At 71.7% G+C, this 21,289-nt stretch carries 22 protein-coding genes; 17 read left to right on the top strand and 5 right to left on the bottom strand.

Going from position 1 to position 21,289, the window contains the following annotated elements:
* Window positions 1-331 precede the first annotated feature (331 nt).
* Window positions 332-460 (top strand): hypothetical protein, encoded by a 129-nt coding sequence (locus tag QSK17_RS25090; RefSeq protein ID WP_285707692.1) that lies wholly within the window; start codon window positions 332-334, stop codon window positions 458-460.
* A gap of 232 nt (window positions 461-692) precedes the next feature.
* Here the strand turns inward: QSK17_RS25090 and QSK17_RS25085 are convergent, their stop codons facing one another.
* On the bottom strand, window positions 693-1,061 hold the full coding sequence (locus tag QSK17_RS25085) for a hypothetical protein (RefSeq protein WP_285707690.1): 369 nt from the start codon (window positions 1,059-1,061) through the stop codon (window positions 693-695).
* 213 nt (window positions 1,062-1,274) lie between these two features.
* On the opposite strand from QSK17_RS25085, the gene QSK17_RS25080 reads away from it, so the two are divergent.
* From QSK17_RS25080 to QSK17_RS25065, 4 genes are all read left to right on the top strand, one after another.
* Window positions 1,275-1,550 carry a hypothetical protein gene (locus QSK17_RS25080; RefSeq protein ID WP_285707689.1) on the top strand — a complete coding sequence of 92 codons (276 nt, stop codon included), beginning with the start codon at window positions 1,275-1,277 and terminating at the stop codon, window positions 1,548-1,550.
* Window positions 1,551-1,817: 267 nt separating this feature from the next.
* Window positions 1,818-2,216, top strand: coding sequence for a hypothetical protein (locus QSK17_RS25075; RefSeq protein ID WP_285707688.1), 399 nt, complete (start codon window positions 1,818-1,820; stop codon window positions 2,214-2,216).
* Between the two features lie 115 nt (window positions 2,217-2,331).
* Window positions 2,332-2,454, top strand: coding sequence for a hypothetical protein (locus QSK17_RS25070; protein ID WP_285707687.1), 123 nt, complete (start codon window positions 2,332-2,334; stop codon window positions 2,452-2,454).
* Window positions 2,451-4,664 (top strand): transglycosylase domain-containing protein, encoded by a 2,214-nt coding sequence (locus tag QSK17_RS25065; RefSeq protein WP_352231841.1) that lies wholly within the window; start codon window positions 2,451-2,453, stop codon window positions 4,662-4,664. Before QSK17_RS25070 ends, QSK17_RS25065 begins: the two co-directional genes overlap by 4 nt.
* A gap of 97 nt (window positions 4,665-4,761) precedes the next feature.
* Here QSK17_RS25065 and QSK17_RS25060 read toward each other — a convergent pair whose 3' ends face one another.
* Window positions 4,762-6,378 (bottom strand): GMC family oxidoreductase, encoded by a 1,617-nt coding sequence (locus QSK17_RS25060; RefSeq protein WP_285707686.1) that lies wholly within the window; start codon window positions 6,376-6,378, stop codon window positions 4,762-4,764.
* 368 nt (window positions 6,379-6,746) lie between these two features.
* On the opposite strand from QSK17_RS25060, the gene QSK17_RS25055 reads away from it, so the two are divergent.
* The 12 genes from QSK17_RS25055 (at window position 6,747) to QSK17_RS25000 (ending at window position 17,565) form a co-directional block, all read left to right on the top strand.
* Entirely contained in the window at window positions 6,747-7,268 is a 522-nt protein-coding gene (locus QSK17_RS25055; protein WP_285707685.1) for a MaoC family dehydratase, read from the top strand.
* Window positions 7,268-8,302: an LLM class flavin-dependent oxidoreductase gene (locus QSK17_RS25050; protein ID WP_285707684.1), complete on the top strand. Its 1,035-nt coding sequence runs from the start codon at window positions 7,268-7,270 to the stop codon at window positions 8,300-8,302. The genes QSK17_RS25055 and QSK17_RS25050 overlap by 1 nt, the downstream gene beginning before the upstream one ends.
* Window positions 8,299-9,546: a CaiB/BaiF CoA transferase family protein gene (locus QSK17_RS25045; RefSeq protein ID WP_285707683.1), complete on the top strand. Its 1,248-nt coding sequence runs from the start codon at window positions 8,299-8,301 to the stop codon at window positions 9,544-9,546. The genes QSK17_RS25050 and QSK17_RS25045 overlap by 4 nt, the downstream gene beginning before the upstream one ends.
* Window positions 9,543-10,943: an MmgE/PrpD family protein gene (locus QSK17_RS25040; protein ID WP_285707682.1), complete on the top strand. Its 1,401-nt coding sequence runs from the start codon at window positions 9,543-9,545 to the stop codon at window positions 10,941-10,943. Before QSK17_RS25045 ends, QSK17_RS25040 begins: the two co-directional genes overlap by 4 nt.
* Entirely contained in the window at window positions 10,940-12,103 is a 1,164-nt protein-coding gene (locus QSK17_RS25035) for a RidA family protein (RefSeq protein ID WP_285707681.1), read from the top strand. Before QSK17_RS25040 ends, QSK17_RS25035 begins: the two co-directional genes overlap by 4 nt.
* A gap of 5 nt (window positions 12,104-12,108) precedes the next feature.
* Entirely contained in the window at window positions 12,109-12,612 is a 504-nt protein-coding gene (locus tag QSK17_RS25030; RefSeq protein WP_285707695.1) for an FAS1-like dehydratase domain-containing protein, read from the top strand.
* Window positions 12,609-13,037 (top strand): MaoC/PaaZ C-terminal domain-containing protein, encoded by a 429-nt coding sequence (locus tag QSK17_RS25025; RefSeq protein WP_285707680.1) that lies wholly within the window; start codon window positions 12,609-12,611, stop codon window positions 13,035-13,037. The genes QSK17_RS25030 and QSK17_RS25025 overlap by 4 nt, the downstream gene beginning before the upstream one ends.
* 101 nt (window positions 13,038-13,138) lie before the next feature.
* On the top strand, window positions 13,139-14,338 hold the full coding sequence (locus QSK17_RS25020) for an acetyl-CoA acetyltransferase (RefSeq protein WP_285707679.1): 1,200 nt from the start codon (window positions 13,139-13,141) through the stop codon (window positions 14,336-14,338).
* A gap of 8 nt (window positions 14,339-14,346) precedes the next feature.
* The gene (locus tag QSK17_RS25015; RefSeq protein WP_285707678.1) at window positions 14,347-14,769 is read left to right on the top strand and encodes a Zn-ribbon domain-containing OB-fold protein; all 423 of its coding nucleotides are present in this window, start codon (window positions 14,347-14,349) and stop codon (window positions 14,767-14,769) included.
* Between the two features lie 3 nt (window positions 14,770-14,772).
* Window positions 14,773-15,939 carry an acyl-CoA dehydrogenase family protein gene (locus QSK17_RS25010; RefSeq protein ID WP_285707677.1) on the top strand — a complete coding sequence of 389 codons (1,167 nt, stop codon included), beginning with the start codon at window positions 14,773-14,775 and terminating at the stop codon, window positions 15,937-15,939.
* Window positions 15,939-16,766, top strand: coding sequence for an HpcH/HpaI aldolase/citrate lyase family protein (locus tag QSK17_RS25005; protein WP_285707675.1), 828 nt, complete (start codon window positions 15,939-15,941; stop codon window positions 16,764-16,766). Before QSK17_RS25010 ends, QSK17_RS25005 begins: the two co-directional genes overlap by 1 nt.
* A gap of 31 nt (window positions 16,767-16,797) precedes the next feature.
* Window positions 16,798-17,565: a cupin domain-containing protein gene (locus QSK17_RS25000; protein WP_285707674.1), complete on the top strand. Its 768-nt coding sequence runs from the start codon at window positions 16,798-16,800 to the stop codon at window positions 17,563-17,565.
* Window positions 17,566-17,624: 59 nt separating this feature from the next.
* Here the strand turns inward: QSK17_RS25000 and QSK17_RS24995 are convergent, their stop codons facing one another.
* Genes QSK17_RS24995 through QSK17_RS24985 form a run of 3 tightly spaced genes read right to left on the bottom strand, consistent with a single transcriptional unit; the run spans window position 17,625 to window position 21,129 of the window.
* Complete coding sequence (locus QSK17_RS24995; RefSeq protein WP_285707673.1) at window positions 17,625-19,055, bottom strand: MmgE/PrpD family protein; 1,431 nt, start codon at window positions 19,053-19,055, stop codon at window positions 17,625-17,627.
* The gene (locus QSK17_RS24990) at window positions 19,052-19,858 is read right to left on the bottom strand and encodes a cyclase family protein (RefSeq protein WP_285707671.1); all 807 of its coding nucleotides are present in this window, start codon (window positions 19,856-19,858) and stop codon (window positions 19,052-19,054) included. Before QSK17_RS24990 ends, QSK17_RS24995 begins: the two co-directional genes overlap by 4 nt.
* Entirely contained in the window at window positions 19,858-21,129 is a 1,272-nt protein-coding gene (locus QSK17_RS24985) for a CaiB/BaiF CoA transferase family protein (RefSeq protein WP_285707670.1), read from the bottom strand. The genes QSK17_RS24990 and QSK17_RS24985 overlap by 1 nt, the downstream gene beginning before the upstream one ends.
* Window positions 21,130-21,289 lie beyond the last annotated feature (160 nt).

The raw sequence follows: 21,289 nt of genomic DNA, 5'->3' as shown, positions 1-21,289 counted from the left end.
CGGACAAGGTCGAGATCATCGATCAGGGCGACGGCACCGTGTCCATGCGGTTCCATCGCTATCCCAAATTGCGTGCCCGGCCCTGGGTGAGCAGACGCTGATCACCAACCACCACCGACGCCGGCAACCACCGACGCCGACGCCGGCAACCACCGACGCCGGCAACCACCACCGACGTCGGCAACCACCACCACCACCGTCAACGCCGCCAACGACGACGACCACCACCGACGCCGGCAACCACCACCGACGAGTACCACCGATGGCCGCGAGCTGGTTTCGTCTGCGTGGAAGGCTCGAACTCGCGGGGTCAACGTGCCGAACTACCCGCATGAGTTCCGCCGGCAGTAGGGACACCCTGGAGCGCATCGCCCGGCATTCGCGGGTCGTCGTCGTCCGCCTGAGCTCCGCCGGTGAGACGCGCCGCTGGCTGACCGGCGTCACCGTGCGTCCGTCGTGAGGCCGTGAAAGCGGTGGTCCGGCCCGAGGTCTGAGGGCCGGGTACGTGAACCTGATCCGCTCCGGCAACGGCCTCCGTACCGAGCTGGGTGAAGCGTCCGTGATCGCCGTGAGAGCGATCAGCGCCTCGACCGTGTCGGAGGTTCTGACCGCGTTCTACGCCGGCGCTACCGCCGCGACGCGTGTGCCGATGAGTTCCGCGAACGCCACGTACGCGGGTCGTCCTGTATCGGTCAATCATCGCGCTGGACTTCCTGACTTACCGTCTTGCGCGGAGCCGTCAAGAACGCGACGAGACCGACGCCGAAGAAGACGGCAGGAAGCAATGCCACCGCACCCACGCTCCACAGGCCGCTGTTGTCCGAAAGCGCGGCATTGACCGACCAGGACAACCACATCACACCCGCAATACTCAGCGTGCCGATCCCCGGATGGTCGCGCCGCCCAGCGAACGCGGCGAGGATGCCCAGGACGATCACCAACCCGGCCACCTGCCACGGCTGATAGGGGCCGCTGAGACTACCGTCCGGCTCGATATCCCGTTCCTGGTCCCACCCCAGCCACGCGAGGTAGTTCACCAAAGACGCCAGCGCCAGAATCACACCGATCCGGGCTCTCGCCCCAATACGACGAGCGCGAACTACTTCGCCTTCTGTCATCATCTCCACGCTTTCGACGGCTCTGTCCGTTCACAACATATTTCGCCCGTGGGTAAACGCGCCGACGAATTGTGCCTACAGGGATCGAGGGCGTGCAATCCGCGCTGTCTCCGCGCTGTCTCCGTGCTGTCCCCGCGCCGTCTCCGCGCTGTCTCCGTGCCGTCTCCGTGCCGTCTCCCTGCCGTCTCCGCGCAGCTCGACATCCTCGCCCAGGTGGCAGGAAAGGCCATCACCGTGAGGCGCGTCAGCAAGGTGGAGCGGCAGGCGAAGATCGCCGGCTATGTCACGGCTTCCTTCGCCGACTGGGCCAGGGAGCATGGAGCCGGCTTCGCCGTCTGGCCAGGCGCGGAGTCGGCTTACCGTCTGGCCGGGGATGGAGTGGGCTTCACCACCTGGCCGGAAGCGGAGCCGGCGAACGCCGTGTCCCAGTAGGGATCGCATCCGGGTGCGCGGCGTGCATGGCACCGTCCGTCAGGTCCAGGGCCGTCACCGACCCGCCTCGGGATTCTCGCGGTCAACACGGCCCGCGCGAAAGAGCGCATCGGACGTGCGGGGAACAGGGCGCCATGATCGTTGCGATGGTTGTGAAGGGCGTGCCGTGACGGCCCCGGTAGTTCCGATGGCCAATAGTTCCAATAGTTCCGATCGTCCTGATGGTCCTGATGGTCGTGATCCCTGTGATCGCCGTACAGTCCGGGCATGACGCTTCCCCGTGTCCAGATCTCCGCTCGCCGGGTCAGGCTCCATCCCGCGCTGTTCGCCGTGTTCCTCGTGATCGCCGCGCTCACCGGTGCTCTCGTTGCGGACAACCTGCCGTTCGGCTCGAAGAGGCTGACGTATGCCTACGGGACGGCCCACGTCAAGAGTGACGGCAGCGGGACATTCATGATCGAGAAAGGGTCGGGTGTGCTCTTGCCCGCGCACATCGTCTGGGCGGACCGCGGCGGGAACATCACCGTCGGAGGGCGGCCCGCGTGCCTCAAGGGAGACGAGGACGGGCAGGCCCACGGCGTACCGGTCGAGGCCGGCTACCTGGAGGTTCGCCTCCCGGACGGCAAAGGCTCGTATCCCATGGTCGGCTGGATCCGCTGCCTATAGGCGCGGCATCTGTGGCGATACCGCCCTTGATCCCTACAAACTCGGCGAAGTTGCACATTGATTCCATCTCGCCTATAGGTTTAGGGCTTCGTCCTAATTCTGATAGGGGAGAATTATGTACACGACCGTCGGACGGCTCCTGACGGGCGTGCCCGTACAGGAGCACCTGGCGGATCCGCCGGCCGACGGCCGGTGGGCCGGGTGGGTGGACGGCACGGTGCGGGCGAGCGTCCGGTGAACATCTTCGACGAGCCCGGCCAGGGCGACGCGTCGGGCTGGCGTAGAGCGCACGAGCCCAAACCCCGGAAGTCGGTCGGGAAGAACGCCGTGCGTCTGGTGGGAGCGGCCGCGGTCGCGGGGCTGCTGGTCGCCGCTCTCGCGCTTCCGGCGGTCGGGGGCACGGGTGCGGTGATCCTCACGGCGTCGGACGGGCTGAACCTCAAGGCGGAGGACCTCAAGGAGCCCCCGCTGGCCGAGAAGACGACGGTTCTGGACGCCCGGGGCAACCAGATCGCGCAGTTCTACGAGGAGTACCGCGAGGTCATCCCGCTCAGCCAGGTGGCCGACGTGATGAAGAAGGCGATCGTCTCGATCGAGGACTACCGGTTCTACGAGCACGGCGCGATCGACATCGAGGGCACCATACGGGCCCTCGCGAAGAACCTCTCCTCGGGCGGGGTCGCCCAGGGCGGTTCCAGCATCACCCAGCAGTACGTCAAGCAGGTGCTCCTCAACACCGCGGTCAGCACGAAGGACAAGAACAAGGCCCTTGAGGCGAGCTACGCGCGCAAGCTGAACGAACTGCGCTACGCGATGGCGGTCGAGCAGAAGTACAGCAAGGACCAGATCCTGGAGAAGTACCTGAACATCGCCTACTTCGGCGCGGGGGCCAACGGCGTGCAGGCCGCGGCCAAGCGGTTCTTCGGGGTGAACGCGTCCGAGCTCGATCTGGCGCAGGCGGCGACTCTGGCGGGGGCCGTGCAGTTGCCGAACAGCACCGATCCCGAGGGCGGCCGGAACAACCAGAAGCGGCTGCTCCAACGGCGCAACGTGGTCCTCGACCGGATGGCGGAGCTCGGCAAGATCACGCCGGAGGAGGCCAAAGCGGCCAAGGCCAAGAAGCTGGGCTACAAGGGGACGCCCCGGCCCGGCGGCTGCGGCGCGAGCCCCTATCCGTACTTCTGCATGTACGTCCGGAACGAGATCCTCAACAATCCGCGCTTCGGCAAGACGGAGAAGGCCCGCACCCAGTTCCTCAACCGGGGCGGCCTGACCATCAAGACGACGATCGACCCCAAGATGCAGGCCGCGGCCGAGCGGGCGATCAGGAAGCGGGTGCACGCGTCGGACAACGCCGTCGCGTCCGAGGCGCTGGTCCAGCCCGGCACCGGCATGATCAAGGCGATGGCGGCGAGCCGCAAGTTCGGCAACAACGAGCGCAGGCACGAGATGTCGTTCAACGTCGTGGCCGACAAGGCGCACGGCGGCGGCGTCGGCTTCCAGGCCGGTTCGACGTTCAAGACCTTCACGCTGATCACGGCCCTCAAGAAGGGCATGAAGATCAACGATGGGTTCACCGTCGGCGCCGGATACCGCGCTCCCGGATACTCCACCTTCAAGAACTGCAAGGGCGAGAACATCGGCGCCCCGGAGCACACCGTCACCAACGACGAGGGCGGCGGCGGCTTCAAGACTCTCCAGACGGGCACCTGGGGGTCGGTCAACACCTTCTTCATGGAGCTGGAGCAGCGCGTCGGCCTGTGCGACACCGTGCAGACCGCCAAGTCGCTGGGCATCAAGCGCTCCGACGGCCTCCCGCTGCAGGAGTTCGAGACCTTCACCCTCGGCATCAACGAGATGGACCCGGTGACCGTCGCCACCGCCTACGCCGCGATCGGGGCGCGCGGGAAGTACTGCGCGCCCATGGCGATCACCCAGATCACCGACCGGAACGGCAAGGTGACCGACTACCAGCCCCAGTGCCGCGAGGCGCTGGACCCGGAGGTCGCCGACGCCACGGCGCACATCCTGTCGGGTGTCTTCACCAAGGGCACGATGCGCGGGGTGGGCGGCATCGGCCGCGACGCGGCGGGCAAGACCGGCACCACCGACGAGCAGGCCACCGCATGGTTCGCCGGTTTCACGCCGGACCTCGCCGGCGCGGTGAGCATCGGCGACCCGCGCGGCTCGACGGCGCACAAGCTGAACCGCGTCACCATCGGCGGCGCCTACTACCCATCGGTCTTCGGAGCCACGATCCCCGGTCCGATCTGGAAGGACACCATGATCGCCGCGCTGAGGGGTGTCAAGGCCACGCCCTTCCAGCCGATCAACAAGAGCCGCTTCGGCGGTGGCGGTGGCGGTGACGGCAACGGCGTCATTCACGGTGACCGCGGCGACCGGACCGGCCGGGACAACGTCGTGGTGGTGACTCCAGAGGACCAGTGACCGGTCCCCCTCCGGAAGCACCACGCAGAACCACACACAACCACGCAGAACGGCCACAGGGCGAGGAGGGCATCCGCCTTCCTCGCCCTCACTGTGTTCAGCCGGTCGCGGACGAGGAGGCCTTGCCGAGGATGAGATCCGCGGCGTGCCAGGCCATCGCCATGATGGGCCCGTTGAGGTTGCCGGACACCATGACCGGCAGCACCGAACAGTCGACGATGCGCAGGTTGTCCACGCCTCTCACCCGCAGCCGTGAGTCGACCACGTCGTCCTCGTCCGGACCCATGGCGCAGGTGCCGATCGCGTGGTAGCCGCAGTAACCTCCGCCCAGCGCCGCGTCGACGATCTCCTCGTCCGACCGCACTCCGGCCCCCGGGAACGTCTCGTGCGCCAGTCGCGACGCGATCGGCTCCTGCGCGAAGAACTCGCGCATCCGGCGGAACAGGTCGGCCGCCACCCGGCGATCGTGGTCGGTGTCGAAGTAGTTGGGATCGACGCGCAGCGGCGCGCCGGGGTCCGCGGACGTGATGGCCACGCTGCCCTCTGAGGTCGGGCGGAGCACCTCCGCGACCACCGACACGCCGGGCGGCCTCTCGACGGTGACCGTCTCGCCCGCCTTGTACGTGGCGACGGACCATGGCCCCATCAGCAACTGGGCGTCCGGCCGGTCCAGGTCCGGGCGGCTCTTGAGGAAGGCGATCACGTCGTACGCGGGCGCGGCGAGCGGTCCCTTGCGGTTCAGCAGGTACTTCAGCGCGGTGGCGCCCTGCCGGGCCGGCGTCGAGAGCGACCGGTTGTAGCCGAGGTCCTCCTTCAGCCGGAACTTCAGCGCGAGACACCGGTGCTCGCGCATACGCGAGCCGACGGCGGCGCGATCCAGCCGGACCCCCACACCGGCGGCGCGCAGCACCTCCGACGGCCCGATTCCCGACGACTGCAGCAGTTTCGGCGTGCCCAGACTGCCGAGACAGAGGATGACCTCCCGGTCGGCGCGGTACTCCACCACACCGCCACCGGCGTTCCTGGCGCGCACGCCGACGGCCGTGTCCCCGTCGAACAGCAGCTCGGTCACCAGCGTGCCGGTGACGACGGTGAGGTTGGGCCGATCGCGTACGGGCCGCAGGAACGCTCTGGCCGCGCTGACCCTCCGTCCGTCCTTGATGGTCGCCATCGCGTGCCCGACGCGCTCGCCCTCGGACTCGTTGACGTCTCGCATGGCGGTCAGGCCCAGCGCGGTTCCGGCGGCGATCATCTCCTCGCATAGCGGATCCGGGTCGCGCGGGGGCGACACGTGCAGCGGACCGCCCGCGCCCCGGGTCTCCGACGGCCCAAGCGCGTTGTCCTCGATCGCACGGAAGATCGGCAGGATGGTGTCCCAGCCCCAGCCCGGGTTGCCCAGTCGCACGAGCTCGTCGTAGTCGGCGCGCTGGCCGCGGTTGTAGACCATCCCGTTGATCGAACTGGATCCGCCGAGGACCCTTCCGCGGGGCCAGATCTCGCCCTGGCCGTCCGGGCCGAACGGGAGCGTCGGGTAGTGCCAGACCTTCCCCGGGTCGTCGAAGAGCTTTCCGAACCCCTTCGGAACGTGGTACAGCGGGTTGCGATCAGAGCCGCCCGCCTCGATCAGCAGCACCCGGACGCGGGGGTCTTCGGAGAGGCGGGCGGCCAGCACGCACCCGGCCGATCCCGCTCCAACGATCAGATAGTCGGCCATGTGGGTCCCTTCGCGTCGGGGGGTCGCGACGGTCAAGCTTTACCCGCGCGAGTCTCTCCTGCGCAACTATCTGAAACAATGTTTCGACCAGTGAAACACAAGGCGGAATGTCCCACCCGCTGTGGTTAGGGAGTGTCTGACCTGCCCGTCGCGAGCGCGGATCCAGATGGGTGCGTCGCGAGGAGGGGGCAGCCTCGCACTGTTCACGGACTCGGGCTCGGTCGCGAATCTGCTGGAGGTGCGCGCCCTGCTGACTGAGACCACAAGCCTGGAACGCTGTTGCTCAGAGCGGAACAAAACCTTGACCCCTAAATAGTCAGACCTTTAGGCTCTGCCACATAACGGACAGCTCTGGGTAAGGAGCGTCAATGGGTGTCAGGCCCGGGTGGCAAGGCCGGTTCTTCGAGGACTTCGAGATCGGCGACATCTATCAGCATCCGCTCGGCAGGACGGTGTCCGAGGCCGACAACACCTGGTTCACGTTGCTGACGATGAACACCAACCAGATGCACTTCAACTCCGAGTACGCGGCGCGTTCGGAGTTCGGCCGGCCGCTCGTCGTCTCCACCCTCACGGTGGCGATCGCCGTCGGGCAGAGCGTCACCGACCTCACGCAGAACGCGTTCGCCAACCTTGGCTGGGACGACATCCGGATGACCCATCCGGTGTTCGCCGGCGACACGCTGTGGAGTGAGTCGATCGTGCTGGAGAAGCGCGAGTCGGCCAGCCGCCCGCACGCGGGCATCGTCACCGTCCGCACCCGGACCGTCAACCAGGACGGCAAGGAGGTCTGCTCCTTCAAGCGGACGTTCTACGTCTACCGCCGCGACGCCGAGCAGGTCGAGGACGTCTTCCCCACCGCCGAGCAGCCGCTCACCCTGGAGGACTGATGCGCATCACGTACGGTCCCTGGGGCGAGACCCTGGAGGAACTCGCGGACGCGGCGCGCGCGGCCGAGCGGGCCGGGGCCGAGGTCGTCTGGGTCCCGGAGATGCACCGCAGTGCCTTCGGCTCGGCGGCGGCGCTGGCCCGGGCAACCCACGCCACCGGGGTCGGCACGGCTATCGCGCTCGCATTCACCCGCAGCCCCATGGTCACCGCGCTGGAGGCGCTCGACCTCGACGAGCTGTGCGGCGGCCGGTTCGTTCTCGGACTGGGCACGGGCGTGCCGCGCCTCAACGAGGACTGGCACAACGTCGCCTGGGGCAAGCCGGTCGGCCGCCTCCGCGAGACCGTCCGCGACATCCGGCACTTCTGGGCCAACTGCACCACCGGCGAGCCGATGCTCCTCGACGGTGAGCACGCCCCGATGCGGATCCGCGGCTACCGCCGCCCGTTCCCGGTCGTCCGCACCGACATCCCGGTCTACCTCGCGGCGGTCGGGCCGGCCATGACCAGGCTCGCCGCCGAGATCGGCGACGGCTGGATCTCGCACGAGCTTTGCTCCCCGGCGTACCTCGCCGAGCGCATCCTTCCGGAGGTGGAGGCGGGGCTCGCGAAGGCGCCCGGCAAGAAACGCGGCGACCTCGACCTCGTGGTCTCCGCCTGCTGCTCCGTGGACGCCGACGCGTCCGTCGCGCGCCGTCGCGCGGCGGGGCTCGTCGGGTTCTACGCCAGCGTGCGCAGCTACGCCGACTTCTTCGCCTTCCACGGGCTGGCCGAGGAGCAGGCTGGCGTGATCGAGGCATTCAGGTCCGGGCGCGGCGCCGACCACCTGGGCGACGCGGTGCCGGACCGGATGGCCGACGCGGTCACCCTCTCCGGCGGCCCGGACGACGTGCGCGCCCGGATCGCCGCGTACGAGGGCCTCGCCGACACCGTCAAGCTGACCCCGCCGACGCACGGCCTGCCCGCGGCGGAGACCAGGGCGGCGCAGGAATCGATCATCCGGCTCATCGCCGACATCACGGGAGGACGCGCGTGAGACCGCTCGAAGACGTCAGGATCATCGCCGTCGAGCAGTACGGCGCCGGCCCGTTCGGCAGTGTCCACCTGGCCGACCTCGGCGCCGAGGTCATCAAGATCGAGGATCCGCGCGTCGGCGGTGACGTGGGCCGCTACGTGCCCCCGTACAACGAGGGCGAGGACTCGCTGTTCTTCGAGGCGTTCAACCGGGGCAAGCGGAGCCTCTCCCTCGACCTCGGGACCGAGGAGGGACGGGCGGTCTTCGAGGACCTCGTGCGGGTCAGCGACGCCGTCTACAGCAACCTGCGCGGCGACGTGCCGGCCAAGATGCGCATCACCTACGACGACCTGAAGCACCTCAACCCCGCGATCGTCTGCTGCTCGCTGACCGGTTTCGGCATGAGCGGGCCCCGGCGGAGCGAGCCCGGGTACGACTACGTCCTGCAGGGTCTCGCCGGATGGATGGACGTCACCGGCGAGCCCGAGGGACCGCCGACGAAGTCGGGGCTGTCGATGGTCGACTACTCCGGCGGCTTCGTGGCGGCGATCTCGCTGCTCGCCGGGCTGCACGCGGCGCGCAGGGACGGCGTCGGCATGGACTGCGACGTCAGCCTGTACGACACCGCCATCGGGCTGCTGACCTACCCCGCGGCCTGGCATCTCAACGAAGGGTTCGTCCCCGCGCGGACGAGGCACTCCGCCCACCCGTCGCTGGTGCCCTTCCAGGCGTTCGAGGCGCGGGACGGCTGGCTCGTCGTCGGCTGCGCGAAGGAGAAGTTCTGGCAGCGGCTCACCGAGGTCGTCGGCCACCCCGAGTGGGCGGCCGACCCGAGGTTCGCCACGTTCGCCGACCGCAGGAACAACCAGGACGTCCTGCTTCCCCTGCTCGAAGAGATCTTCCGGCGGCGCACCGTCGCGGAGTGGCTGCCGCCGCTGTACGCCGCGTCGATCCCGTGCGGCCCGATCAACGACGTCGCGACGGCGCTGACCGAGGAGCACACCCTGGCCAGGGACCTGGTCGTGGAGACCGAGCACCCGGTCTGGGGCACGGTGCGCCAGGTGGCGTCCCCGGTCCGCGTGGGGAACGAGCGCCCGGCCTACCGGCGTGCCCCCCGGCGCAACGAGGACGTCGACCACGTCACGCGCGAACTGCTGCGCTACGACGACGAGAAGGTGGCGGCGCTGGCGAAGGCGGGCGCGTTCGGGGCGTCCGCCGCTGGGACGTCCGCCGCTGGGACGTCCGCCGCGGGGGCGTCCGCGTGACCGCCGCCCGCGCCCTGGCCGAGTGGGCGGCGCGGCTGCGGATCGACGACGTGCCCGGGAACGTGCGCGACGCGGCCTGCCGCCACCTGCTCGATGGGTTCGGCACCGCGCTCGCGGCCGGCCGCGCGGGGACGGCCGCGCCCGCGCTCACGGTCGCCCGGGGGCTCGGCGGGCCCCCCGAGTCGGCGCTGCTCGGCACCGGCGAGCGGGGATCCGCCGTCGCGGCGGCGCTCGCCACGGGCACGCTCGTCCACGCGCTCGACTTCGACGACACCCATGCCGGAGGGCTCGTGCACGCCACCGCTGTGGTGCTGCCGGCGGCTCTCGCCGTGGGGGAGCAGGTCGGCGCGTCCGGCGCCGAGGTGCTGGCCGCCGCGGTGGCGGGCTACGAGACGGTGTGCCGGGTCGCCGCCGCCGCGCCGCACGCCTTCCACTCCCGCGGGCTGCACGCGACCATGACCTGCGGCGTGCTGTCCGCGGCGGTCGTCGCGGCCCGGCTCCTGCGGCTCGGCCCCGGGACGACCGTCGACGCGCTCGGCGTCGCGGGCAGCCAGGCGGGCGGGCTGCTGGAGTTCCTCTCCACGGGTGCGTCCACCAAGCAGCTCCACCCCGGCTTCGCGTCGGCCTCCGGCATCCTCGCCGCGCGGCTCGCGGCGGCCGGCGCGAGCGGGCCGGACAGCGTGCTCGAAGGGCCGAACGGCCTGTACGCGGCGCTGGCCGGCCGGAACGTGGACGCCGCGAGTGTCACGCGCGGGCTCGGGGAGACATGGGAGACCACCCGCGTCACCATCAAGCCGTATCCCGCCTGCCAGCTCATGCACGCGACCCTCGACGCCGTCGCCGCTGCGACGCGCGCGGCGGGCACGCGGCGATTCCAGGCCGCCGAGGTGGCCGAAGTGATCGCCGACGTGCACCCGGACAGCGCGTCCATCGTGTGCGAGCCCGCGGCGCGCAAGGTACGCCCGCGCACGCCGTACGACGCCAAGTTCTCGCTGCCGTGGAGCGTGGCCGCGCTGCTCCTCGACGGCGAGGTCACGCTCGCGACGTACGCTCCGGGCTCTCTGGAGCGGACCGAGGCCGCCGACCTGGCCGCCCGCGTACGCACGGTCGTCACCTCGGGTGAAGGGGTGGCCGCCGACGCGCACGGGCGCGTCCTCCTGCGGCTCGCGGACGGGCGCGAGGTCGAGGGGCGGGTGCCCCGCAGCGTCGGCGGCCCCGGCCGCCCGCTCGACGATGCCGCGCTGGAGGCGAAGTTCACCGCCAACGCCGGAGGCCCGGCGGAGGAGACGGGCGAGCTGGCCCGCAGGGTGCGCGGCCTCGCCGCCGAGCCCGATCTGGCCACCGTCGTCGCGCTCGCCGACCGGCTCGCCCGGCCGGTGCCGGAGGGACAGAAATGACGTTGAACGCGATCCGCCCGAGCCGCTTCCCGTGGTTCCGCTACGACGGCTACTCCTTCTCCCTCGGCCTGACGCACGGCGACGACGCCTGGCTCTCCGGTCACTCCGCGAGTGAGTACGACCCCGAGTCGGGGCGCATCGTCGTGCGCGGCGGCATGGCCGACCAGGCCAGGACCGCGTACGCGAAGATCGGCGCGATCCTCGACGCCGCCGGGCTGTCCTTCGCGGACGTCACCCGCGTCATCGAGAACGTCACGGTCACGGGCCTGGACCACTACCAGGAGGCCGCCGCCGTACGCGCCGAAATCTTCGGGGAGCACCGCCCGGCGGTCGGCACCGTGGTCGTCGAGCGTCTGCTGCGCCCGGCCGCCTTCATCGAGGTCGAGGTGCACGCGAGCAAGGGAGGACCGGCGGCCCTCCCCGACGGTGTGGCCGAGGCCCCCGACGGGGCGGTCTTCCTGCCGACCGTGCTGCCCCTCGACGAGCGCGGCGACGTGGTCCACGAGGGCGACCTCGTCGGCCAGTACGCCTACTGCCTCGACCAGGCCGACCGGCTGCTGCGCGGGGCCGGGCTGTCGCTGGACGCCGCGGTCACGACCTACGACTACACGACGCCGGCCACCCGCGACGTGTACCGGCGTACGCATGTGGTCCGCGAGGAGCGGCTCGGCGGCGCGGGGGTCTTCCCGGGCGCGGGCGGCATCCTCATGAGCCGGCTGCACCACCCCGGCGTGCTCGTCGCGCTCGACGTCACCGCGTCCCGGCAGCCGCTGGAGGCGGTCAACCCCGGGTGGGCCCGCTACGACACCCTCACCTACACCCCCGGCGTCAAGGCCGGCGGCATGCTGTGGATGAGCGGGTTCGCGTCGCTGGACATGGAGACGCAGCGGGTCCTGCACCCGGACGACGTGGTCGCGCAGGCCGAGGTCACGTACGACGCGATCCGCCAGGTCCTGAACGCCGCGGGCGCCGGACCGGAGCACCTCCTCTCGACGGTCGAGTTCGTCTGCCCCGGCGGCCTCGCCGCCTACCGCGGCGTCGCCGACGTGCGCAAACGGGCGCTGCGCGACCCGTGGCCCGCGTCCACCGGCGCGATCTGCGCGGGGCTGCTCCGGCCGGAGTTCCTGATCGAGGTCTTCCCCACGGCGGTGCTGCCGTGAGCCTGATGACCGAGGAGATCCGCGCCCTCGTCGGCAGGGAGGTCTCCTACACCGCCCCCGAGGAGCTGGGCCGGGCCGCCATCCGCTACTTCGCCCGCGCGGTCGGCGACGACAACCCGCTCTACACCGACGACGCGTACGCCCGCGGGCACGGGTACGACGGCGTCATCGCGCCGCCCACGCTGATCTGCGAGACCAACCAGTACGCCGACCAGCCGCCCGACGCCGACGGCTACGCGGGGCACGACTGGCACATTGAGATCCCTGGCAGCCGGAAGGTCCGCGGCGGGAACACCTACACCTTCCACGAGCCGGTCCGGCCGGACGACGTGATCACCGCGGCCTGGCGGCTCGACGGCGTCACTGAGCGCCGCACCTCCGCCGGGCAGGAGATGCTCGTCGTCTCCTCGGTCGCCACCTACACCAACCAGCACGGCCGACTGCTCGCCACGAACGAGGAGACCATCATCTACGTCGCCGTCCACGTCGCGCCGGAGGAGGAGCCGTGACCGGTCCGGAGGTGACGGTCGGCTCCGAGGTCACGCCCCTGGAGCGGACGATCGAGCTGCGCGACATGGTCGCCTACGCCGGCGCCACCTGGGACTGGCACCGGCTGCACTATGACGCCGACTACCTGGCGAAGCGGCGGCTGCCCGCGCCGGTCGTGGACGGGCAGGTCTTCGGCGCGCTGCTCGCCGAGCAGCTCCAGGACTGGCTCGGCCCCCGCGCCGTCGTGCGCCGCCTGCACTTCCGGTTCAAGAACCTCGTGTTCGCGGGCGAGACGGTCCGCTGCACCGGACGGGTCATCGCGGTCGCCGGTGACACGCTCCGGGTCGAGCAGCGGATCGTCGTCGTCGACGGCGGCGAGCCGCGGCGGGTGGCGGTCGAGCCCGCCGGGGCCGAGGTCGTCCTGCGCGCCGAGGCGGTGTCGTGAGCGGCGGTGTCGTGAGGGGCGGTGTCGTGAGGGGCGGTGTCGTGAGGGGCGGTGTCGTGAGGGGCGGTGTCGTGAGGGGCGGTGTCGTGAGGGGCGGTGTCGTGAGCGGCGGTGTCGTGAGCGGCGGGGCCACCGGCGCCGCGACCCGCCCGACGAGCACGGGAGTGGCGATCGTCGGAGCCGCCGAGAGCGACCTCGGCGTCACCGGCAGGTCGATCCTGGGCCTGCAGGCCCAGGCGATCGGCCGGGCGATCGAGGACGCCGGTCTCACCCTCGCCGACATCGACGGGCTGGCCACCACGGGCGTGTCCCGGTTCTCCGCGACGCAGGTGGCCGACTACCTCGGCCTGCGCCCGTCCTGGACCGACTCCACCTTCGCCGGCGGATCCGCGTTCGAGATGTACGTCGCCCGCGCCGCGCAGGCCATCGAGGCCGGCCAGTGCGGGACGGTCGTCATCTCCTACGCCTCCAACCAGCGCTCCGCCCGGTCCCGCTCGCTGGCCGGGGTGGTCGAGACGCACACGCCGGAGGCGCAGTTCGAGACGCCCTACGGGCCGCTCTATCCCATCTCCTACTACGCGATGGCCGCCCAGCAGTACCTCCACCGGTACGGCGGGAGCCGCGAGGCGCTGGCCGAGGTCGCGGTGGCCGCCCGCGAATGGGCGCTGCTCAACCCGGCGGCCTTCCGGCACGGCGCGGGGCCGTTGACCGCCGCCGACGTGCTCGCCGCCCCCATGGCGTCGACCCCGCTGACCACGGCCGACTGCTGCCTGGTGACCGACGGGGGAGGGGCGGTCGTGCTCACCTCTCTCGACCGAGCCCGCGACCTGCCCAAACCCCCGGTACGGGTGCTCGGTTACGGCGAGTGCACCACCAACACGTCGATGACCGCCGTCGACGACCTCACCGTGACCGGCGCGGTCGAGTCCGGCCGGGCCGCCTTCGCCCGGGCGGGGCTCACCCCGGGCGACGTGGACGTCGCGGAGGTCTACGACTCCTTCACCATCACCGTCGTGCTCACGCTGGAGGCGCTCGGCTTCTGCGGCCGGGGCGAAACGCTCGACTGGATCGCCGGAGGCCGGATCCGGCCCGGCGGCGACTTCCCGCTCGACACCTCAGGCGGCGGCCTGTCCTACTGCCACCCGGGCCAGTACGGCGTGCTGCTGCTGGTCGAGGCCGTACGGCAGCTGCGCGGCGAGTGCGGCGCGCGGCAGGTGCCCGGCGCGGAGATCGCGCTCGCGCACGGCACCGGCGGGATCCTGTCCACGCACGCGACCGTCCTGCTGGGGGTGGACCGGTGAGTGGGCCGGTGAGCGGACCGGTGAGCGGGCCGGTGAGTGGAGAGGTGCCCGAGCCCGACGAGGTGACCGAGCCGTGGTGGGAGGCCACCCGGCGGCGCGTCCTGCTCGTTCAGCGCTGCGGCGCCTGCGGGCACGCGCAGCACCCGCCGCGCGCGCTGTGCACCGCGTGCGGCTCCGCCCGCGACCTCGGCTGGACCGAGGCGTCGGGCGCGGCCGAGGTCGACGCGTGCACCGTGGTCGAGCGGGCGATGCCCGGCTTCACCCCGCCCTACGTCGTGGCGCGGGTCCGGTTGGCCGAGGGTGTGCTGCTGCTCAGCAACGTGGTCGCCGACGATCCGTACCAGGTGGGCGGCGGCGACCCGCTCCGCCTCGACTGGCGCCCGCTGCCCGACGGGCGCGCCCTGCCCGTCTTCGTACCCTCCGAGAGGTGACCCGTGGACTTCGAGTTGAACGACGACCAGCGTGAGTTCCGCGCGCTGCTGCGCGCGTTCGTCGACAGGGAGATCGTGCCCGTCGCCCGGGACTGGGAGCACTCGGGCCGCTACCCGACGGAGATCGTCGAGGGCTTCCGGCAGCTCGGCCTGTTCGGCGTCACCATCCCGGAGAGCTACGGAGGGCTCGACCTGGACCCGGTCTCCTTCGCGCTCGTCTTCGAGGAGATCTCGCGCGGCTGGATGGGCGTGGCCGGGATCCTCGGCAGCCACTCGCTGGCCTGCCGGATGATCGCGACGCACGGCACGGAGGAGCAGAAGGAGCGCTACCTCCCCGAGTTGGCCACCGGCGCGCGGCGCACCGGGATCGGCCTCACCGAGCCCGACGCGGGCACCGACCTGCAGGGCATCAGGACGGTCGCCCGCCGCGACGGCGACTATTACGTCGTCAACGGCTCCAAGACCTGGATCACCAACGCCAGGCACGCCGACCCGCTGCCGGTGCTGGTCAAGACCGATCCCGCCGCGAGCCCGGCGCACCGCGGGATGAGCATCCTGCTCATCGACGCCGACACCCCCGGATACCAGGTCACCAAGGACATCCCGAAGCTGGGCTACAAGGGCACCGAGTCCTGCGAGATCGTGCTCGACGACGTTCGGGTCCCCGCGGCCAACCTGCTCGGCGGCGTCGAGGGCCGGGGCATGCAGCAGGCGCTGTCCGCGCTCGAATGGGGCCGGGTCAACATCGCCTCCCGGTCGGTCGGCATCGCGCAGCGCGCCTACGACGAGGCGCTGGCCTACTCCCGGCAGCGCAAGGCGTTCGGACGGCTCATCGCCGACTTCCAGGCGGTCCAGCTCCAGATCGCCTCGCTGGCCACGACGCTCCAGGCCGCCCGGCTCATGGCGTACTGGGCGGCGGACCAGGTACGGCGCGGCCGGGCCGACGCGCAGACCGGCATGGCCAAGATCTTCTGTTCGGAGGTGGCGCTGCAGGCCGCCATCGACGCGCTGAAAGTCCACGGAGGGTACGGCTACTCCACCGAGTACGAGGTGGAGCGGCTCTACCGCGACGCGGTCCTGATGAGCATCGGCGAGGGCACCAACGATGTGCTGCGCACCATCGTGGCCAAATCCCTCACCCGCGGCGACGCGAAGGTCGGGTGGGCCTGATGAGCGCCCGCTCCCACCTGTACGTGCCGGGCGACGCGCCGGAGAAGCTCGCCAAGGCGCTCGGCCGGGGCGCGGACGCCCTGATCGTCGACCTGGAGGACGCGGTGCCGCCCGCCGGGAAGGACGCGGCCAGGGAGGCGGTGGCCGGCTGGCTGCGGACGGCCGATCCGGGCCCGGTGGAGATCTGGGTCCGGGTCAACCCCGGCGACCTGCGCGCGGCCGACGTGCGGGCCGTCGCCGCCGTTCCCGCGCTGGCCGGGCTGGTCCTCGCCAAGGTCGAGACTGCGGACGAGCTCGCCGAGACCGACGCCCTGCTGACCTCCCTCGGCGCGGACACGCTGCCGGTCGTCCCGCTCCTGGAGTCGGCCGCCGCCGTACTGCGTGCCCCGGAGATCGCGGCGGCCCCGCGCGTGGCCCGGCTCCAGGTCGGCGAGGCCGACCTGCGCGCGGACACGGGCATCACCCTCGGCCCCGACGAGCGGGAGCTGCTCTGGGTGCGCTCCCAGGTGGTGCTGGCCTCGGCCGCCGCGGGCATCGACCCGCCGGTCGCTCCCGTCTCCACCGACTTCCGCGACCTCGACGCACTGCGGGAATCGACGCTCGCGCTGGCCCGGCTCGGCTATGTCGGCCGGGCCTGCGTCCACCCGGCGCAGATCGCGGTGGTCAACGAGGTCTTCACCCCGGCGGCCGAGGAGGTCGCCCGGGCCCGCGACCTCGTGGACCGCTTCGAGACGTCGGGGGCGGGGGTGCTCCTCGACTCCGCCGGGCGCATGGTCGACGAGGCGATCGTGCGCCAGGCACGCCGGATCCTCAGGAGGGCACGATGAGCGTCACCGCCCCGCCCGAGGCGCGGCACTGATGGCGGCCGCCCGCGTGGTCGAGATCGACGCCCCCGGCCTGCCGTGGACCGACGTGACCATGCCGTCGTCGTCCTCGGCCGTCCGGCTGGTACGGCTGCACGCCGACGCGGCCACCCGCGCCTCCGTGTCGCTGGTCCGGTTCCCTCCGGGGTGGACCAGGCCGGGCACCGGCCACTACACCTCCGCCGAGGAGTTCGTGGTGTTCGGCGGCGAGATCTCGGTCAGCGGGACGGCCTACCCGGCCGGCGCGTACATGTACCTGCCCGCCGGGGCGAGCAGGACCGACAGCTTCGCGGGCGACGCGGGCTGCCTGGCCGTCGCCTGGTTCTCCGGCCCGCCGGTCTGGCGGAATGGGCCCGCAGCCGGCGGTCACCACGGGACCGCCGGCCACACGCACGCAACCGGCCACACGGGCACAACCGGCCACACAGCCGGCCACACGGGCACAACCGGCCACACGGGCACAACCGGCCACACAGCCGGCCACACAGCCGGCCACGCAGCCGATCGGGCAGCCGATCAGGGCGGCTCGGTGCTGCTCGACTCCGTCGCGGAGCTCCCCGGACGGCTGCCCGAGGGTGCCTCGGGTGGGTCAGGCGCGGGCGGGTTGGATGCGGGTGGGTCAGGCGCGGTTGGGTTCGCCTCGGGTGGGTTCGACGTGGTCTTCGTCGACGCGCGGGCCTGGGCGTTCGTGCCGGTAGGCGAGCCGTTCCCCGACCTGCCCGGACGGGTCCTCGTCCGCCGCTGGGCCCGTACCGGCGGCTGATCTCCGACAGGCGCGGAAGTGCCCTCCCGGGTTCGGCCGGGAGGGCTTCCCGCATGCGCTCACTCGCGCGGGATCAGGGCGGTGCCGAGGAGGCCGGCCACGCTGCCGCGCTCCGCGAGCCGGCGCACCTCGCTCGCGAGCGCCTCGGCCGCCTCGGCCGGCAGCACGCGGCAGGCGTTGAGCGCGTACTTCGTCCGCAGCTCGTCGAACGTCAGCGGGTGCTCGGGGCCGCCGCGCGAGGAATGGACGCGGTGCTCCAGGCTGCCGCCGTCCAGCGTGCGGACCCGGAGCACGGCGGAGAGGGCCAAGGGGAACTCCTCGCCGCACTGCTCGTCGGCCACGACGCGCACCTTGGCGGCCAGCGCCAGCCTCCGCTCGTCGCGGAAGGCGGACTCGGTGAAGTCGTCGAGGTGCAGGCCGAGGCCGCCGCCCCCGATCAGGGCGCTGGCCACGGTGTACGGCCCGGAGAACTTGGCGTGGTACGGCGTGCGCGGCCGCACCTTCTCCTCGTACGGCTCGCCGATCGTGCGCAGCGGCGCGGCGGCCACGCCGAGCTCGATCTCCGCCACGTCCTCGGGCCGCAGCCCCTGGGCGCGCAGGGCGAGGGCGGCGTCGATGCCGGGATGGGTGAAATGGTTCGAGGGATAGGGCTTGTACACCGTGCGCAACAGTTCCCACCGCTCGCCGAGCCCGTCGGTGATCGCGTCCTTGTCGTAGCGCCCGTCGAGGAACGCCTCGAAAAAGCCGAACCGCCCTTCGAACACCGTCGGCGGGCCGGTCACCCCCTCGGCGGCCATGGTGGCGGCGACGACGCCCGCGTGGGCGGCCCAGCCGCAGTGCACCCGTTTCACCGTGCCACCGGTGCGGTTCGCCTCGATGACGCCCGCGCTCATGCTGGCCGCGATGCCCATGGCGTGGGCGATGCCGTCCGCGGAAAGACCCATCAGCAGGGCCGACCCGGCGGCGGCGCCGACCGTCCCGCAGATCGACGTGGCGTGCCAGCCCTTCTCGAAGAAGAGCGAGTTGCGCAGCTCGGGGATGTAGGACGCCATCCCCAGCCGGTTGGTGATCTCGTCGCCGACCGCCACGGCCCGGCACAGCTCGGCGCCGGACGCGCCCCTGGCCTCCGCGACGGCCAGCGTGGCGGGCACGACGGACGCCGACGGATGCAGCACGGAGGGCAGGTGGGTGTCGTCGAAGTCCAGGGCGTGCGCGAGCGTGCCGTTGACCAGCGCGGCGGAGGGCGCGGGGAGGGACACTCCGCGGCCGACGACCGAGGACTCCCCGGCGCCGCCCCACCGCTCCGCCATCCGCAGCACCGCCTCGTGCGGCTCGGCCTCGCCGGTGAGCTCCTGGGCGGCGAGGCAGTTGCCGAAAGTGTCGAGCACCCGTCCCTTCACGTCCGCGACGACGTGGTCCGGCAGGCCATCGCGGGCGGCGGCGGCGAATTCGGCCAGAGCCGAGACGAGGTTCGCGTGGCGCGGGGTCATGCCGCGAGCACCGCGAGCGGCCGCACCGGCGCGCCGGTGGCCCCCACGACGGGCAGCGGGTTCAGCACCAGCAGGAATTCGGGGGCCCCGAGGCGGAGCAGCTCGGTCAGGCGCATCGTCTCGACGATGTGCACGCCCGCCTCCACGAGCAGGATCCGGTGCACGGGCAGCGTGGCGTGGCCGCGACCGGGCGCGATGCGCTCGAAGGCGATCGTCTCGCCTCCGGCCACCGCGACGCCGTGGTCCACCAGCCAGCGGGCCGCCTCCGGGCCGGGGCCTGGCACCCCGCCCTCGTCGCCGACGAACCGGCTCGGCCGGTCCCACTCGCGCGACCAGCCGGTGCCGATCAGTACGGCGTCCCCGCGCTCGATCCGCACGTCCGCCCTGCGCCGCGCGGCCTCCAGGTCGTCCGGCGTCACCTCGTAGCCGGGCGGCAGCACGTCCACGCCGTGCACGGCGGCCACGTCGAGCAGCACGCCCCGCCCGACGTACGGCGCGAAGGTCTCGATGCCGTACCTGGACAGGCCTTGGTGCGACTGGATGCCGGCCGCCTCGACCTCGCCGTGCACGTAGCCGTCCTGGGAGACGTGCCCGAGGGCGTCGACGTGCGTGCCGACGTGCCCGCCGGTGAGGATGACCTCGTTGGCGGCCGAGCCGCCGTCCTCGCGGACGACGTCGCCGTGCCTGCGCTCGATGACCATCCGGAACCGCGGATGGTTCGGCGACTGGGGCATGCCCGTACGCATCGGCTGCGCGAGGTCGACGACCGTGGCGCCGTCGAAATGCCGCCACAAGGAGGACATCACACAACTCCCTTTTCCCGCAGGACGGCCAGCTCGCCGGCGCTCACGCCGAGGCCGCCCCACACGTCTTCGTTGTCGGCGCCGCGCGCACGGCCCGTCCATCTGATCGAGCCCGGTGTCTCGGAGAGCCGGAAGAGCACGTTCTGCATGCGCAGCGGCCCGAGGTCGTCGTCGTCCACCGTGGTGATCGTGTCGAGCGCCCGGTACTGCGGGTCCTGGAACAGGTCGCTGATGTCGTAGATGGGGGCGACCGCCGTCTCGGCGCGCTCGAACTCCTCGACCACCTCGGCGAGGTCGTGCCGGGCGATCCACCCGCCGACGTGCTCGTCGAGCAGGTCGGCGTGCTCGGCCCGGTGGGCGCCGGAGGAGAACCACGGCTCGTCGATCACCTCAGGGTGCCCGACGAGGCGCATCACGCGCCCCGCGATCGAGTCGGCCGACGTCGAGACGGCCACCCAGCGGCCGTCCCTCGTCCGGTACGTGTTGCGCGGAGCGTTGTTGACCGAGCGGTTGCCGGTGCGCGGCTGGACCTGGCCGAGCTGGTCCCACACGAGGGGCTGCGGGCCGAGGAGCGTGACCAGCGGCTCGATGATGGCCAGGTCGATCACCTGGCCGCGGCCGCTCCCGCCCGGCCGGTCGCGGTTGTGCAGCGCCATCATGACCGCGTTCACGCAGGTGAGCGCGGAGACGCCGTCGGCCAGCCCGAACGGCGGCAGCGTGGGCGGCCCGCCGGGCTCTCCGGTGACGGCGGCGAAGCCGCTCATCGACTCGGCGAGGGTGCCGAACCCGGGTCGCTTCGCGTACGGGCCGAACTGGCCGAAGCCGGTGACCCGCGCGATGACCAGCCGGGGGTTGACCTCGTGCAGGGTTTCCGGGGACAGACCCCACCGCTCCAGCGTGCCGGGGCGGAAGTTCTCGATGAGCACGTCGGCCCGGGCGATGAGCCGCTTGAGCAGCTCCGCGCCCTCGGGCCTGCCGATGTCGGCGGTGACCGTGCGCTTGTTGCGGCCGAGCATCTTCCACCACAGGCCGACCCCGTTCTTGCTCGCACCGTGGGTGCGAGCGGGATCTCCGCGGTCGGGATGCTCCACCTTGACGACGTCGGCGCCGTAGTCCCCGAGGATCGTCGCCGCCAGAGGACCGGCGAACAGGGTGGCCACGTCGATGACGACGACGCCGGCCAGCGGTCCTGCGGGCGGTTCCGGCCGGTCGGCCGGCGCCGATCGCTCACCCGGGACGATCTGCTCTACCTCCACCTGCTCTGCCTCCACGAAACGGCCTCCTCAGGTGTGTCCTTGCCGGTCTGGGCCACGAGCGCCTCCCCGGGGCCGCCGTTCGCGCTCGCCGGGGGGCTTCCCAAGATATTGAAACAGCGTTACTGTCTGCGGAACAAGCCCACTGGGCATATCGCGTTCGGAAGGGCAGGCGGCC

Source organism: Microtetraspora sp. NBRC 16547 (assembly GCF_030268965.1).
Taxonomy (GTDB): domain Bacteria; phylum Actinomycetota; class Actinomycetes; order Streptosporangiales; family Streptosporangiaceae; genus Microtetraspora.
Note: the sequence above shows the minus strand (reverse complement) of the source record. Positions and strands in the feature narration are given on the sequence as shown.

Coding starts and splice junctions, on each gene's coding strand:
- QSK17_RS24990 (WP_285707671.1), bottom strand. CDS start 19,858: ATGTCCTCCTTGTGGCGGCATTTCGACGGCGCCACGGTCGTCGACCTC.
- QSK17_RS25030 (WP_285707695.1), top strand. CDS start 12,109: ATGACCGAGGAGATCCGCGCCCTCGTCGGCAGGGAGGTCTCCTACACC.
- QSK17_RS25055 (WP_285707685.1), top strand. CDS start 6,747: ATGGGTGTCAGGCCCGGGTGGCAAGGCCGGTTCTTCGAGGACTTCGAG.
- QSK17_RS25050 (WP_285707684.1), top strand. CDS start 7,268: ATGCGCATCACGTACGGTCCCTGGGGCGAGACCCTGGAGGAACTCGCG.
- QSK17_RS25005 (WP_285707675.1), top strand. CDS start 15,939: ATGAGCGCCCGCTCCCACCTGTACGTGCCGGGCGACGCGCCGGAGAAG.
- QSK17_RS25035 (WP_285707681.1), top strand. CDS start 10,940: ATGACGTTGAACGCGATCCGCCCGAGCCGCTTCCCGTGGTTCCGCTAC.
- QSK17_RS25060 (WP_285707686.1), bottom strand. CDS start 6,378: ATGGCCGACTATCTGATCGTTGGAGCGGGATCGGCCGGGTGCGTGCTG.
- QSK17_RS25090 (WP_285707692.1), top strand. CDS start 332: ATGAGTTCCGCCGGCAGTAGGGACACCCTGGAGCGCATCGCCCGGCAT.
- QSK17_RS25070 (WP_285707687.1), top strand. CDS start 2,332: ATGTACACGACCGTCGGACGGCTCCTGACGGGCGTGCCCGTACAGGAG.
- QSK17_RS25000 (WP_285707674.1), top strand. CDS start 16,798: ATGGCGGCCGCCCGCGTGGTCGAGATCGACGCCCCCGGCCTGCCGTGG.
- QSK17_RS24995 (WP_285707673.1), bottom strand. CDS start 19,055: ATGACCCCGCGCCACGCGAACCTCGTCTCGGCTCTGGCCGAATTCGCC.
- QSK17_RS25075 (WP_285707688.1), top strand. CDS start 1,818: ATGACGCTTCCCCGTGTCCAGATCTCCGCTCGCCGGGTCAGGCTCCAT.